The following is a 14,630-nucleotide window of genomic DNA, read 5'->3' on the forward strand; positions in this document are numbered from 1 at the left end:
TGCGCCGACCGTGACACGCCCCACCGGTGCGGTGACGATCGGCGCGGTGGCCGCACACTTCGGCCGCGACCTCGATCGCGGACTGAGCAAGATCCGCACCATCATCGCCGGTGCTGCGCGAGACGGCGTGGATCTGCTGGTGCTTCCCGACGCGGCCCTCGGTGGATACCTCGGTGACCTGCGTTCGCCCGACGTCACCGCGCTGCCGCCCACACTGCGGGTCGACGGACCCGAGATCGCGATGGTGGCCGCAGCGGCCGGCCCGATGACGGTCTGCGTCGGCTACGCCGAAGAAGCCGACGGGCGACGGTTCAACTCCGCGGTGTGCGTCAGCGGGGATGGTGTGCTGGGCACCCACCGCAAGGTGCATCAGCCGGCGGGGGAGTCGATCGCCTATGACGCTGGTGACGGGTTCGAAGCTTTCGACACCCCGGTCGGACGGATGGGCATGCTGATCGACTACGACAAGACGTTCCCCGAGGCCGCCCGCACGGTCGCCCTCGACGGCGCCCACGTCATCGCCGCCCTGTCGGCCTGGCCGGCCAGCGTCACCGATCGCGCGTCACGGCTGCCTGCCGATCGACAGTCACGGTTGTTCGATCTCTACGACGCCGCTCGGGCCGCCGAGAACCAGGTGGTGCTGGTGTCGTCCAACCAGACGGGGGTGATGGGTTCGCTGCGCTTCCTCGGACAGGCCAAGGTCGTGGGCCCTGGCGGAGAGATCCTGGCGACCACCCGATCCAAGGGCGGGATGGCTCGGGTGACGATGGACATCAGCGCCGAGATCGCCCGCTCCCGGCGGGTTCTCGATCATCTCGCCGAGCGTCGTGTGGAGACCTACGCCGACGTGCCGTCGGTTCCCGGCACGTGTGCACCGTGACCCGCTCGTTGTCGATCGCGTTGATCACCTACTCGACCAAACCGCGTGGCGGGGTGGTTCACACCTTGCATCTGGCCGAGGCGTTGGCAGCAGCCGGTGCGCGGGTGACGGTGTGGTCGCTGGCGCGGGCCGGTGACGTCGGGTTCTTTCGGGCTGTCGACCCCGCGGTGACCGTCCGACTGGTCGACTTCCCGACCGTCGACGGCGAATCGGTAACCGAGCGAATCGTGCGTTCCATCGAGGGGATGCGGGCAGCGGTGCGCCTCGACGACTACGACATCGTCCACGCACAGGACTGCATCAGTGCCAATGCCGTCGGCACCTGTATCCGGACCGTGCACCACCTCGACACCTTCACCACGCCGATCCTGGTGGAATGCCACGAGAAGGCGATCGTCACCCCGTACGCGCACATCTGCGTGTCGCAGGCGGTGGCCGACGAGGTACACCACGGGTGGGGAGTGTCACCCACCGTCATCCCCAACGGTGTCGCCGCGGGGCGGTTCGCCGCCGCCGCCGCCGACACCGAAGAGGCGACCCGGGCGCGCCGGCGCTGGACCGACCGATTGGGCGACTACGTCCTGGCGGTCGGTGGCATCGAACCTCGCAAGGGGACAATCGATCTGGTGCGTGCTGTCGCTCGCCTGCAGACCATCCGACCTGAGATGTCCCTGGTGATCGCGGGCGGGGAGACGCTTTTCGACTACCGGGATTACCGCAGCGAGTTCGAATCGACCTGTGCCGCATTCAATGTCGATCCGGTGGTGCTCGGTGCGGTCGACGACGACGAACTGCCCGCGCTGGTGGCCGCCTGCCGGGTGTTCGCCTTCCCGTCGACCAAGGAGGGCTTCGGCCTGGCGGCGATGGAGGCCCTGGCCGCCGGGCGACCGGTGGTGGCGCGTGACCTGCCGGTGCTGCGCGAGGTGTTCGGTGACACGGTGCGCTACGCCGGCGATGTCACCGGCCTCGCCCAGGAACTCGGCGACGCATGCCAACACCCGTCGACCACGCGCGATCGTGCCGCGGGCCAGGCGGTGGCTGCGGCCCTCACCTGGGATGTGGCCGCGCGCGCGCACCTGGACTTCTACCGTCGGCACCCGCGGCCCTAGCCCGCGGCCGTCCCGCAATGCTCGTCGGCGATCACTTCAGTCCATCGATGCGGACATCGTCGATGTCGCCGATGAACTGCGGCCCGCCGAGACCTGACAGACCCAGGTAGTTCATCCGGGTGGCACCCAGCGCACTGGGAGCGACACGCAGATCGCGGACCGCCGACACCGGCGTCCCGTCGACGAACATCTGATACTCGACCCGAGAGGGACCGCGGGTGCCGATGGTGACGGAGATGGTCGTCCAGCGCCCCGGTTGCGCGCGGAATGTCGAGTCCAGCTCCTGTTCAGTGGTCGCCGTCGCGATCTGGGTGACCGCGACACCTGGTACCGACAACGGGGTGAGCGAGAAATACGTCTCGTCGGGACCCGTGATGTCGAACAACGGGAACTGATCCTTCTGGCCCACCTGCGATGCGTCGGCACGGAAGCGCATCGAGATGGTGCAGCTGTCGCAGCGACTCAGGATGTTCTCAGGCATGGCGGCGAACGAGTTCAGGGTTCCGTCAAGGTGCAGATGGCTGCCGGTACCGTCGGACCTGATCTCTGAACGGCCGAACAGAAGCAGGTCGTTGCCGTTTCCCGAGGTGTCGGGGACGGTTCGGTTGCGCTGGCTGTCAAAGGTGTAGTGGACCCAGTGCGCCGGCATAGGTGGCCGTGGCCGCACCACCACCGAGACCGAATCGCTACTGCTCAATCGCCCGTCGGAGACCGACAACCGGAACGAGTAGGTCCCGGGCGTGCTCACCGTGACCCGTGGTCGCAGCGAACCCGCGGTGTCGATGCGTGCCGAACCACCGACAGGTGTCGCGGTGACCGTCCAGCGGCTCGCCAGCGTCGCATCACCCGAACCAACCCCGTCGTCACGAGCTGATCCGTGCAACGTGATGGCCTCGGTCCCGAAGGTCACCGTCTGATCGGGGCCGGCATCGACAGCGGGAGCGGTGTTCGGCGGGGTCGCCACGGGGTCGATCGAGAGCCCGAAGCGTCGGGCCGGCGGGGCGTTGAACTCGAATCGGACCGTGGGTGCCAGACCGTTGCGCGGTGGGGCGACGACGACTGTCCGACCAGGTTTCCCGTCCACCGATACCCGATAAGCACCCGACACGAGTCCCGACACCCGGACGGTCCCGGTGTGCGAAGTACCTGCGGTGTTGGCCATGTCCAGTCGCAGCGCGCTGTTGGTGGCGGCCACCGTTGCCTGACGGTATGTGTCGGTGTCCAGCGACACCGACAGCTGTTGGCTCACCATGTTGAGTCGGCGGTTGACCCCGTCGGCCGGGGTGATGGTGGTGGACCGCGCGGTGGCTGTGGATCGCCCGCCGTAGGTGAGGGAGCCGAAGATGGGATCGTCGGTGACGACGTCGGTACTCATGGTCTGCAGGACACCCCACAGCCCGAGGTCACTCTCGCCGCTGCGGCTGCGCCACCCGTTGAGTTGCTCGACGTTTGGGCCACCGCCGTCACCCAGGGTCCCCAGCCGGCCCAACTCGGACTGGTAGGTCCAGGCGGAGGCCCCGATGTTCGCCGGGTCGGAGCTGATCTGACCGGAGTTGACACCGGCCATCAGGGTGGTCTTGGCGGCGTAGTTGGCGCGCTGCAGTTCCGCCCGGCGCGACGGGGTCACGGTGTCGCGACCCGTCTCGGTGGCCGCAGTGTGATTGACGTAGTCGTCCAACGGGTAGCCGGCCAGTGCGACGCTGTATTGCAACTGCCACCAGTTCTCCCCGTTGATGGTGGTGGGTACCACGTCGCGATACCAGACCGGCATGCGTCCTCGGGTGGCCAGCGTCTTGCCCACGATCTGGCGAAATGTCTTCTGCGCGCGTGCTCGGTCGGTCGCCATACGTTGTCGGGCCAGCGTGTAGACCGATTCTTCGCCGGTGTTGTCGTAGCTGTATTCCGAGCCGAAGGGGTATTTCTGCTTGGCGAACGCCTGATATTTGTCGTCGAGGGCGTCGTCGATGTCGTCGGCCTCTGCGGTCATCCCGGCATCGCGAAGGGCCTCCACGATGGTCGGCAGCAGTTGATCGCCCATCAGCCCGGCCTGCGAGTACCCGACGGGACCGCGGTAGAGCTCGCGCATGACGCCGTATGCGGCCTCGAGATACCACTGCGCGGGATGAGCGAACCGGATGATGCCCGGATACTGCTTGGCGATGCGGTACATGTCGAAAAACGTCGTGTAGATGTGCGGGTAGTTGTACCCGCGGTAGATCGGTGTGGTCCCCAGGCGTCCCGGTCGGCCCTGCTCCCAGAAGTTGAAGACCAGGTAGGACGGGTTCGTGCTGTCGGCAGAGTTGCCCATGAGGTTCTGCCAGACCGCCGTGGTCAGGTATCCGTCGAGCGCGCGTATCTGATCGGCGACCGGGTCTATCCGGTTCATCGCGGCGAGGAACTCGGCATGGGTGAAACCCCAGTCGTCGCCGAGCCCGAAGGATCCGGTGAAGTCGTTGTTGCGGCCGCCGGGAGGATTGTCGGAGGTGGGTGCAGATCCGTCGCGGGCGTTCATCAGCCAGTCGTCGAACGTCTGGTCGCGGATGTCGCCGGGCGCGAGTCGGTCCCGTTCGCGGGTCCACTGGGTCTTGGCGACCAGGAACGCAGCGTGCGCGCGGAGCGCCTTCCCGGTCGCGTCCGACACGTACAGCTGGGCGACCGAGGTGTTCATCCGTCCGGCCGGATCTCGCCAGCGTACGGTGATCTGGTTGCGGCCCAGTGCGTTTCGGTTGGGGGTCACGGTGTAAATGCGGTAATCGCCGTTCGCTCTGGAATAGCGGATGGCGGGATCGCTGCGGACTGCCGATTTCAGGTCGTTCCCGGTTCGGGCGCTGACCGAGGTGATGGTGCCTTTGACCCGGACCGCGAGCTGAGCCTGCTGGTCGACCGGCAACACCCACCCGGGCACCATCTGCAGATCCGGTTGCCCCAGCGCGACGAGAGTGTCGCGGCGGGCCACATCGTCGGCGACCGCCGAGATCCGATAGCCGTGTGTGACCGAGGTGCCGGGATCGATGACGGTGGCGGTGTTGTCGAGGTAACCACGGCCCGTCGCGGCAATGGCGGTGGAGTTGCTGTAGAACACGTTGAGGCCCTTGATGTTCGACAGCCCTTCCGGGGACGACGCCCACGCTGTCTGGCCCACTTCTTCGACCCGCCAGCGATCCTGGTACTCGAACCCTGAACCGGTTCCCACGTCGGGGGTGAGCAACAGTGATGGCCCGATGCCACTTGGTCGACCGATCGTGATGAACGAACCGTCTCGTCCTACAAACGAGTGCGCCAACACGCGCGTCTCGTAGATCTCGTCTTTGGGCTTGGTGAAGGTCTCGTTGTTCGGTATCGGCATCCCCCAATCACCGATGGTCAGGCGTCGACCCGAGGTGTTGTCGACGGTTTGAGACCACCGCATCGACCCGTCCGGGGCGAGGGAGTAGCGCTGGGTCACGGTGAAATCGGCGATGCCGCCCGGGGTGCGCGAGTTGCGGTAGGTCACGGTCACCGACGACGCGGTCTGCTCCACTGTGCGTCCGTCGCCGGAGAGGGTGGTCCACGCGCGCTGCCATGGCGTGCCCCCGACACCGCTCGTGGTCGCAGGACCGTCCCCGAGCGCGTAGGAGAACATCAGGTTGCCCAGCCATTGACGTTTGCCCACGTCAGGCTCGGCGGCCTCGTCAGGCGCGCTCACCGGGTTCATCACGTACTGCGTGTCGAAGGTGTCGCCGTTGATTCGCAACGACTGGATGCTGCCGTCGGCGCCGAACCCCACCTTGAGCTGCTTGGACGCCAACCGGTGGGCGATTGCGGGCTCGGTGTCAGCCGACGCGGGGGTGGGCGTCACCGCCATCCCGGTCGCGATCACCGCCAGAGTCGCCATGCAGGCGACGAGCCGCAAACACCCACCCGTCGGTGTCGCGCGACGCGCCGGCTCGGGCCAGAGCAAACCACGATTACGTCTGATCACGTTCAGTGCATCTTCCTCGAGCTGGTGGACCACGACGGTACCCAGTCTCAAGGATGATGGAAAGCCCTGGTGCACTGAGTAATTCGCTGATTCAGTGCATTCTTCACGAATCAGACACCGAGCCTGCCCGGCGGGCCAGGTGGGCGATCCGCTCGATGAGGTCGTCGAAGAAGACATCGGCGTCTGCGGCCACCGCGATGGCGGCGTTGGGGTCGCGACCCCACATGCCGCGCAGGTCGGCCACCGTGGTGCCTCGGGTGAGGGTGCCCCCGAGCTCCACGTCCACGCACGCCGACATGGTCGCGGCGATGCTCGGATCCACGGCAACGGCCGCAGCGAACGGGTCATGCATATGGGCGATGTAGCCCTCGGACTGGTCGGCATGGAACTCGAAGTAGAAGCGCACCGCATCGACGACGGCAGCGACCACGGGATTGCTTGCCACCGAACGAGTTCCGCGTTCGTCGTCGATCCCGGGCTGCTCGATCGGGGAGCTGTCGGCAGCTGCGGCCAACCGCGCGAGATGATCAGGTGTCATCACGATCGTCTCGGTGAGGTCGAGCGGGCAGACGATCGGGGTGGGAGCGCCATCGCGGCCGAACGCGGCGAACACATGCGCTGCGGCCTCGGGATCGACCGCGATGTTCCACTCCGAGGTGGGAGTGGTGTTCCCGGGGTGGTGGAACGCACCGCCCATGATCACCAGACGTCGCAACCGGCTCGGCAGCAGCGGATCTCGTTCGATCGCCAGCGCCAGGTTGGTCAGCGGACCGGTGACCAGTCCGATCACCTCGCCGGGCCGATCGGTGGTGATCTCGATCCAGGCGTCAGCGGCATCGCGTTGCGATCGCGTCGACAGTCCGGTGGGCAACTCGGCGTATCCGATTCCCCACGGGCCGTGAGTGTCCTCGGTGGTCATCAGCTCGGCCACCAGCGGACCCGCTGCACCAAGACAGACCTCCACGTCATCGCGCCCGCAGAGGGCCAGCCAAGCGAGGTTGTTGGCGCACACCACATCTGCGGGAACATTGCCTGCGCTCGAGAGCACGGCCAGCAGATCCACCTCACCGTGGGCCAGCAGATACAGCAGGGCAAGAGAGTCGTCGATTCCGGTGTCGCAGTCGAAGACGACGGGGATGTCTGCAGCCATGTCGTGACCTTAAAGCTGCGCGGAACCGACCAGCACGTCGCGGGTGAGTTCCAGCTGCCCGAGGTGTTGGGCCAGTTCGCGGATCACATGGCTGAGCATCCATTCCGGTGTGGCCGTGGCGATCTGGTGGCGGCGGGTCGATCCGACCCCGCTGCGGTCACGAACGCCCTCGGTGAGCGCGACAGTGACCCACTCGACGATGCGCGCCACGAGGGAGTCGACCAGCTGCTGCAGGTCGGCGACCGAACCGGTGGCGGTGAACTCGGCTGCACGATCGCGCGGAATCTGCTCGCCGCCGATCACGGTCCCGAGCCAGAACCGGGTGGCGGCCACCGAGTGGAAGACGATCACGTAGGGGCTGTTGGCCCCCGGCAGCGCGGGCCGCCGGTTGATCTGGTCGTCGCCGAGTTCTCGGACGATCGCGATCATCGATCGCAGGGTCTCGGTGATCACGTCGTCGGTGGCCGTGATCATCGCCGTCGCATCGGTCACCACGGGTACTTCTGGAAATCCTTGAGAAAGCAGCCGTAGAGGTCGATCCCGTTCTCTCCGTCCACGATCGGGTGATAGACCCGTGCCGCCCCGTCGACGAGGTCGAGGGGGGCACGGAAACCCTCCTCGGCCAGCCGCATCTTGGCCGTGTGCGGTCGCTCGTCGGTGATCCACCCGGTGTCGACCGCCGTCACCAGGATCCCGTCGTCGAAGAGTTTCCCGGCGCTGGTGCGGGTCAGCATGTTCAACGCCGCCTTGGCCATGTTGGTGTGGGGGTGGCCGGGTCCCTTGTAGCCGCGCGAGAAGATGCCCTCCATCGCCGACACGTTGACCACGTACTTGCGCCGGGCCGGCGACGCACGCAACGCCGGCGTGAGTCGGGAGAGCAGGATGAACGGGGCGACGCTGTTGCACAGTTGCACCTCGATCAGCTCCAACGGGTCGACGCGATCGACCGAGGCAACCCAGCTGTTCTCGCTGACCAGGTCGGGAAGCAGGCCGCCAGCATCGACGGCGGTCCCGTCTGCGATCCGCGCCGGCGACGCCGACCCGGCGGTCATCGCCAGCGCGGCCAACGCGGCGGCGGCGGCGTCGGTGTCGGACCCGCCAGCCAGCGCGGTGGGGTGTAGTTCGCTGCTGTTGCCCATCGTGACCGCCGGGATGTCGGCTGCGGCCCCGGTCAACGGTGCGGCCTCGGCATCGATCAATCCGCGGTAGGCGCCGGGGGATCGGCGTACGGTCTGCGCGGCGTTGTTGATCAAGATGTCGAGCCGACCCTGTGCCGCAACGGAATCGGCGAGACCGACCACGTCAGCCGGATTGCGCAGATCGATGCCGACGATCTGCAGTCGATGCAGCCACTCGCCGGAGTCCTGTTGTCGGGCAAAACGTCTGGCCGCGTCGCGGGGGAATCGGGTGGTGATGGTGAGGTGTGCACCATCGCGCAGCAGCATCAACGCGATGTACATGCCGATCTTCGCCCGACCGCCGGTCAACAACGCCCGACGCCCGCTGAGGTCGGTGCGCTGATCGCGGCGCGCACGGTTGGACACCACGCAGTGCGGACACAACTGATGGTGGAAGGCGTTGATCTCGGTGTAGAGCGCCTTGCACACATAACACGCCTGCGGTCGGCGCAGATGCCCGACTACGCCGGTGCCGTCGCCGGAGAGCCCGATCCCGGCGGTCTCGTCGTCGATTCGGTCCGCCGATCCGGTGGCCGTCGCGCCGATCACGGCGCGGTCGGCGTCGATGCGTTCCCGGTTGCGTTCCTTCTTTCGAGTGCGCTTGGCCAGCTTGAACATCCGGCCCACCGCACGTTGTACCTCGATCGAATCGGGATGCTCGGAGTCAAGCGCAGCGGCCTGCTTGAGGACACGGTGCAACACCGCCATGTCCTGCGCATCGATTCCGCCACCCGCCTGTTCCACGGTTGACGATCCTAATGGCTGGATCGGGGCATCTTCCCGCGCGCGGCGTCGTCGCCCTACGCGCGGGACCGGCGTGCTAGACCTGCTTCATGCAACGCGGTGCTCCCGATCGGTCACACGTGTGCGTGATGGGGGTCAGTGGCTGCGGGAAGAGCATTGTGGCCGCGGCCTTGGCTCAGCTGTGTGATCGCCCCTTTGACGACGCCGACGACCTGCACACCGCCGCGAACCTGGCGTCCATGGCCGCAGGTGTGCCGCTGACCGACACCGACCGCCTACCGTGGCTCGACGCGGTGGTGGCGCGCATGGATGCGCGCGCGGCGACGGTGGGTCCGTGTGTGATCGCATGCTCGGCGTTGCGTCGGCGCTATCGAGATCGGTTGCGGCAGGCGGGATCCGGGCTTGTATTCCTACATCTGGTGCTCGACGAGCGGACACTGGCGGAGCGTCTCGAGCGGCGGCGCGGGCATCCGGTGGGAGTGGACCTGCTGGCGTCGCAGCTGGCCACGCTCGAACCGCTGACACCCGACGAACCCGGAGTGTCGATCGCAGCCGACGGACCCGTCGACACGGTGGTCAACTCGGCGATGGGTGCGTTGCGGGCGCTGCGCTGACCGGTGTGGCGAACCGGCAGTGCGATGATGTGTGTCCGGAGGGGGACTTGAACCCCCACGCCCGTTAATAGGGCACTAGCACCTCAAGCTAGCGCGTCTGCCATTCCGCCACCCGGACCTGCGCGACCGCATGCGTCGCGCGAGTGCGCCGCCAACATTAACCGACCCCGTCGCCCGATCCCAAATCATCGGCGGCACCCTGACCTGGCGAGGTGATAGGAATGGATGGGTGACCGACATCCGCACGTCCCGAGCCCGCGACGAAGTCGTCGACCTGGTCAGCCGACTGATCCAGTTCGACACCACCAACACCGGCGAACTGGCCACCACCGTCGGTGAAGAGGCCTGCGCCCGCTGGGTGGGGGAGCAACTGGCCGAGGTCGGCTACGAGGTGACCTACGTGGAATCCGGTGCACCGGGACGCGGCAACGTGTTTGCCCGCTTGCCCGGCACCGATCCCGAGCGCGGCGCACTGCTGGTGCACACCCACCTCGACGTGGTGCCCGCCCAGCCAGAGGACTGGAGCGTTCATCCGTTCTCCGGCACCGTGTCCGACGGATACGTCTGGGGCCGAGGTGCTGTCGACATGAAGGACATGGTCGGGATGGCGTTGGCGTTGGCGCGTCAGTTCCGGCGCGAGGGCACAGTGCCACCGCGCGACCTGCTGTTCGCGTTCTTGGCCGACGAGGAGGCCGGCGGCGCCTACGGTTCACATTGGCTGGTCGAGCACCGGCCCGAGTTGTTCGACGGTGTCACCGAGGCGATCGGCGAGGTGGGCGGCTTTTCACTCACGGTCGACACCCCGTCAGGTGAACCCAAACGCCTCTATCTCGTGGAGACCGCAGAGAAGGGCATCGCCTGGATGCGGCTCACCGCGACCGCCACCGCAGGCCACGGGTCGTTTCTGCACGAACACAATGCGGTGACCATCCTCGCTGAGGCCGTGGCGAAACTTGGTCGACACGAGTTCCCGCTCATCGTCTCCGACTCGGTGGCCGAGTTCATCGGCGCGGTCAGTGAGGAGTCCACCTTGGAGATCCGAGCCGACTCGCCGGACCTCGAGAGCGCGTTGCACAAGTTGGGCCCGCTGGCACGCATCCTCGGCGCGACACTGCGAGACACCGCCAACCCCACGATGCTCGACGCCGGGTACAAAGCCAACGTCATCCCGCAGACCGCCACCGCAGTGGTGGATTGCCGGGTGCTACCGGGCCGCCAAGCACAGTTCGAGGCCGAGGTGGACGCGATCATCGGGCCCGACGTGACGCGCGAATGGGTGACCAAGCTGGAGTCTTACGAGACCACCTTCGACGGTGCATTGGTGGACGCGATGAACGCCGCTGTCCTGGCCTTCGATCCGCAGGCCCGCACGGTTCCCTACATGCTCTCGGGCGGCACCGATGCAAAAGCGTTCGCCAAGTTGGGGATCCGCTGTTTCGGTTTCGCGCCACTACAACTGCCCGCCGATCTCGACTTCGCGGGCCTCTTCCATGGCGTCGACGAGCGGGTGCCGGTGGACGGACTGCTGTTCGGGGTCGACGTGCTCGAACACTTCCTGCTCAACTGCTGATCAGGACGCCTCGGGTCGTCTCCGCCCGGACACCTCGCTGCCCACGGCCTCAGCGAGCGAGGAAAAGCCGTGGCTGCGCAGCCGGGCGGCGATCCCATCGTTGATGTCTTTGACCCACATCGGCCCGCCGTAGATGAAGCCGGTGTAGCCCTGGATGAGGGAGGCGCCCGCACAGATCCGCTCCCACGCCTGCTCGGCGGTTTCGATGCCACCGACCGAGATGAGCACCTGTCGGTCGCCGACCCGGTCGTGGAGCCGACGCAGGACCTCCAGTGATCGGGCTGCCAGCGGCGCTCCGGACAACCCGCCGGGCCCGATCTGCGCCACGGTGTCGGGGGCGGTGTGCAGGCCCTCGCGCGTGATCGTGGTGTTGGTGCAGACGATGCCGGCGAGCCCGAGTTCGACGGCAAGGTCAGCGATCTCGTCGATGTCGGAGTCACTGAGGTCGGGGGCGATCTTGACCAGCACCGGAACCGACACCGCGTCGAGAACGGCCGAGAGCAGCGGACGCAGCGCGGCCACCGCCTGCAGGTCGCGCAGGCCCGGGGTGTTGGGGGAACTGACGTTGACCACCACGAAGTCGGCGAGCGGCCCGAGCAGCCGTGCGCTGGTGAGATAGTCAGCCACCGCATCGGCGGCCTCGACGATCTTGGTCTTGCCGATGTTCGCGCCGATCGGTATCGCAGCAGCACCCATCCGGCGCGTGGCCAGCTTCGCCGCGGCGGCGCCTGCTCCGTGATTGTTGAAACCCATCCGATTGATCAGCGCGCGATCGGCGGGCAACCGGAACAGGCGAGGCGTGGGGTTGCCCGGTTGTGGATGACCGGTGACGGTGCCGATCTCGGCGAACCCGAAACCGATTGGTCCCCAGGCGTTCACCGCCTCAGCGTTCTTGTCGAATCCGGCCGCCAGGCCCAGCGGGGCCGGAAACCGGACACCGAACACCGTCGAGGCCAGAATCGGGTCGTGGCGGGCGAACACCGGACGCAGGACGGCTGCGACCGGCCGCGACGAGCCGACGGTGGCCAACAGCCACGAGACGATGGTGTGGATGCGCTCGGCGGGTACCCGGAACATCAGCCGCAGCACCAGCGGATAGACGACATCGTTGATGCGCTTGATCATTGCGATCCCATCTCGTCGAGGCTCTCACGCGCCCGGCGCTTGCGACGCAGCAGCACCTTGCGGGTGCCGTCGGTGTACAGGCGAACCCGAGATATCTCCCAACCGCCGAACTCGGCCTGGATGGCCAACCGCATGGAGGCGGTCACGCGGGTGACGTCCGGAGGTAATCGCAACGGGATGTACTCGTATTCGTCGGTGTCTGCGCTGGTCCACTCGGGCGGAAAGCCGAGACTGCGCCCACCCCGCGCCGGTGTGTTCAACCCCGCTCCTCTCGCTGCTCGTGCCCTGTCGCTGCCGTCATGAGATGGCTTGTAGCCCTTCCCCTCGCGACGACAGGACGAACACCAGCCCGGATGAGCTGTCCACGACCAACGAATCGGCCTGTCCCACCGTTGCGACCCGACGCTTCTCCACCGGGATGCCGGTGGACAGGTCGTAGGCGATGGCCTGATTGGCCCCGTTGGCCACCACCCACATCAGACCCCGGGTGTCGTCGAATCCTACGGCGTAGGGCCCGGGCGCCACGGGGTAGCGGATCCGCGAGACCAACGGGTCGCCGGCAAACACCACCACCTGATCGTCGCGGGTGTCGCTGGAGAGGAAACGCCCGAAGCGGTCGACGGTGAGTGTGGTGGCTCCGTCGCCCACGCGCAGGGCCACACCCAGGTCGGACTTGTCGACATCGACCATGGTCACCGCCGACTGGGCGCGATCGAGGGCAACCACCTGGTCCTTTTTGCCGGCGCGACGCCAGACCGCGATCGCATCCACCCGAACCAGCCCGGTGATGCGGTGCCGCGCAGCGCCATCGGGGCCGAGGTCGACGATGGTGCCGTCGGCAGTGCCGACCAGCACGGTTCCCGCAGAGGTGTAGGCGATGCTCAGCGGTCTGGACACGGGAACACGTTGTTCGAGCACCGCACCGGTCGCGAGGTCGATCCGCGCCAACACCCCCTCGCCGATCGCACCCACCCGACCGTCACCGAGGTCGGCGATGGCTGCGGCGGGAGTGTTCAACACCACGGTGCGTATCCGAACGGGTTGGGCGGCAGCCGAATACACCTCCACCGAGCGGCCGGCGGCATCGAGTGCGGCGACCTGTCGGGTACGAGCGTCGACGACCAGCCCGCGACCCGCGCTCGCCGGGACCACCGTTCCCGCAGGAACCGCGGTCCCGGGCGGGGCACTCGGTGCGGTCTGCGGCACCGTCGTGGCCACCGACGGCGACGAGGAGGACGATCCACAGCCGACGACCACAGCGACGAGGGTCACGCCGATCACCATCAGGCTCACCGCCCGCACCCGCGACCCCACCCCCACCATCGGGGTGCGGCCGGCGGGCACGGCCCGCTCCACAGTCCTGCGCGTCATCACTCCATAGTGCGGCACCCCGCACCGCGGTCCCCAATCGAGCCGAAAGCGTGCCGCAGATCTGACGTAGGCTCTGCAGCTTGTGACTGATGCGATGACCTGGACCCAGGCTGTGGTGCTGGGTGCTGTGCAAGGCCTGACCGAGTTCCTACCGGTGTCCTCCTCCGGGCACCTGCGCATCGTCTCGGGCGTCTTCTTCGGCGACGACGCGGGGGCCTCGTTCACCGCGGTCACCCAGCTGGGCACCGAAGCGGCCGTGCTGATCTTCTTCCTGCGCGACATCATCAGGATCGTCGGCGCCTGGTTCGTGGGTCTGCGCGATGCCACCCGCCGTGGTCTGGACTATCGCATCGGGTGGTACGTGATCTTGGCGACCATCCCCATCGGCGTCCTCGGCATCGTCTTCAAGGACCAGATCCGTACCGGCGCACGCAATCTCTGGCTGATCGCCACCATGCTGATCGTGTTCTCGGTGGTGATCGTGGCGGCCGAACGCTACGGCACCCGCCGACGTCCGCTGGAGGAGTTGACCCTGCGTGACGGCCTGACCATGGGTGTCGCCCAGTGTCTGGCGCTGATCCCTGGGGTGTCGCGGTCGGGAGCGACAGCCAGTGCCGGACTGTTCCTCGGACTGCAACGAGAAGCGGCCGTGCGATTCTCGTTTCTGCTGGCCATTCCCGCCGTCACCGCCTCGGGTCTGTTCAGCCTCCCCGACGCCTTCGCCCCCAGCGGCAGCGGGCTTCAGGCCAGCGGACCACAACTGCTGGTGGCCACCGTCATCGCGTTCGTCATCGGCTACGCCTCCATCGCCTGGCTGCTCAAGTTCGTGGCCAAGCATTCGTTGAACTGGTTCGTCGCCTACCGCGTGATCGTCGGTCTGGTGGTGCTCGGATTGTTGGCCGGTGGAGTGGTCTCGGCCACCTGAGCC

The 14,630-nt window shown here is 67.1% G+C and carries 12 protein-coding genes and 1 tRNA gene; 5 read left to right on the forward strand and 8 right to left on the reverse strand.

From position 1 onward, the window contains the following. Window positions 1-31: 31 nt before the first annotated feature. Complete coding sequence (locus KIK15_RS15050; RefSeq protein ID WP_214245671.1) at window positions 32-880, forward strand: carbon-nitrogen hydrolase family protein; 849 nt, start codon at window positions 32-34, stop codon at window positions 878-880. Next, the gene (locus KIK15_RS15055; RefSeq protein WP_307851910.1) at window positions 877-1,989 is read left to right on the forward strand and encodes an MSMEG_0565 family glycosyltransferase; all 1,113 of its coding nucleotides are present in this window, start codon (window positions 877-879) and stop codon (window positions 1,987-1,989) included. The genes KIK15_RS15050 and KIK15_RS15055 overlap by 4 nt, the downstream gene beginning before the upstream one ends. A 31-nt stretch (window positions 1,990-2,020) precedes the next feature. Here KIK15_RS15055 and KIK15_RS15060 read toward each other — a convergent pair whose 3' ends face one another. The 4 genes from KIK15_RS15060 to KIK15_RS15075 form a co-directional block, all read right to left on the reverse strand. Next, on the reverse strand, window positions 2,021-5,863 hold the full coding sequence (locus KIK15_RS15060; RefSeq protein WP_214245512.1) for a DUF5695 domain-containing protein: 3,843 nt from the start codon (window positions 5,861-5,863) through the stop codon (window positions 2,021-2,023). A 190-nt stretch (window positions 5,864-6,053) separates the two neighbouring features. Further along, window positions 6,054-7,100, reverse strand: coding sequence for a nucleoside hydrolase (locus KIK15_RS15065; protein ID WP_250324690.1), 1,047 nt, complete (start codon window positions 7,098-7,100; stop codon window positions 6,054-6,056). A gap of 9 nt (window positions 7,101-7,109) precedes the next feature. Next, window positions 7,110-7,592 carry a DUF664 domain-containing protein gene (locus tag KIK15_RS15070; RefSeq protein WP_307851911.1) on the reverse strand — a complete coding sequence of 161 codons (483 nt, stop codon included), beginning with the start codon at window positions 7,590-7,592 and terminating at the stop codon, window positions 7,110-7,112. Beyond that, window positions 7,589-8,986 (reverse strand): SDR family NAD(P)-dependent oxidoreductase, encoded by a 1,398-nt coding sequence (locus KIK15_RS15075; protein ID WP_214245675.1) that lies wholly within the window; start codon window positions 8,984-8,986, stop codon window positions 7,589-7,591. The genes KIK15_RS15070 and KIK15_RS15075 overlap by 4 nt, the downstream gene beginning before the upstream one ends. 164 nt (window positions 8,987-9,150) lie before the next feature. Here KIK15_RS15075 and KIK15_RS15080 point away from each other — a divergent pair, with 164 nt between their 5' ends. After that, window positions 9,151-9,636: a gluconokinase gene (locus KIK15_RS15080; protein WP_214245513.1), complete on the forward strand. Its 486-nt coding sequence runs from the start codon at window positions 9,151-9,153 to the stop codon at window positions 9,634-9,636. Window positions 9,637-9,668: 32 nt separating this feature from the next. On the opposite strand, the gene KIK15_RS15085 is transcribed toward KIK15_RS15080, so the two are convergent. Continuing rightward, window positions 9,669-9,754, reverse strand: a tRNA-Leu gene (locus KIK15_RS15085). Between the two features lie 120 nt (window positions 9,755-9,874). Here KIK15_RS15085 and KIK15_RS15090 point away from each other — a divergent pair. Continuing rightward, a complete protein-coding gene (locus KIK15_RS15090; RefSeq protein WP_307851928.1) occupies window positions 9,875-11,206 on the forward strand; it encodes a M20/M25/M40 family metallo-hydrolase in 1,332 nt (443 codons plus the stop codon). Here the strand turns inward: KIK15_RS15090 and KIK15_RS15095 are convergent, their stop codons facing one another. Genes KIK15_RS15095 through KIK15_RS15105 form a run of 3 tightly spaced genes read right to left on the reverse strand, consistent with a single transcriptional unit; the run spans window position 11,207 to window position 13,702 of the window. Continuing rightward, the gene (locus KIK15_RS15095) at window positions 11,207-12,331 is read right to left on the reverse strand and encodes a quinone-dependent dihydroorotate dehydrogenase (RefSeq protein WP_214245515.1); all 1,125 of its coding nucleotides are present in this window, start codon (window positions 12,329-12,331) and stop codon (window positions 11,207-11,209) included. Next, complete coding sequence (locus tag KIK15_RS15100) at window positions 12,328-12,591, reverse strand: DUF5703 family protein (protein WP_214245516.1); 264 nt, start codon at window positions 12,589-12,591, stop codon at window positions 12,328-12,330. Before KIK15_RS15100 ends, KIK15_RS15095 begins: the two co-directional genes overlap by 4 nt. Window positions 12,592-12,628: 37 nt before the next feature. Next, window positions 12,629-13,702 (reverse strand): hypothetical protein, encoded by a 1,074-nt coding sequence (locus tag KIK15_RS15105; RefSeq protein WP_214245517.1) that lies wholly within the window; start codon window positions 13,700-13,702, stop codon window positions 12,629-12,631. 82 nt (window positions 13,703-13,784) lie between these two features. On the opposite strand from KIK15_RS15105, the gene KIK15_RS15110 reads away from it, so the two are divergent. After that, entirely contained in the window at window positions 13,785-14,627 is an 843-nt protein-coding gene (locus KIK15_RS15110; RefSeq protein WP_214245518.1) for an undecaprenyl-diphosphate phosphatase, read from the forward strand. Window positions 14,628-14,630: the final 3 nt, after the last annotated feature.

Source organism: Williamsia sp. CHRR-6 (assembly GCF_018474015.1).
GTDB lineage: Bacteria > Actinomycetota > Actinomycetes > Mycobacteriales > Mycobacteriaceae > Williamsia_A.

Coding starts and splice junctions, on each gene's coding strand:
- KIK15_RS15060 (WP_214245512.1), bottom strand. CDS start 5,863: ATGGCGACTCTGGCGGTGATCGCGACCGGGATGGCGGTGACGCCCACC.
- KIK15_RS15065 (WP_250324690.1), bottom strand. CDS start 7,100: ATGGCTGCAGACATCCCCGTCGTCTTCGACTGCGACACCGGAATCGAC.
- KIK15_RS15075 (WP_214245675.1), bottom strand. CDS start 8,986: ATGGCGGTGTTGCACCGTGTCCTCAAGCAGGCCGCTGCGCTTGACTCC.
- KIK15_RS15080 (WP_214245513.1), top strand. CDS start 9,151: ATGGGGGTCAGTGGCTGCGGGAAGAGCATTGTGGCCGCGGCCTTGGCT.
- KIK15_RS15095 (WP_214245515.1), bottom strand. CDS start 12,331: ATGATCAAGCGCATCAACGATGTCGTCTATCCGCTGGTGCTGCGGCTG.
- KIK15_RS15105 (WP_214245517.1), bottom strand. CDS start 13,702: ATGACGCGCAGGACTGTGGAGCGGGCCGTGCCCGCCGGCCGCACCCCG.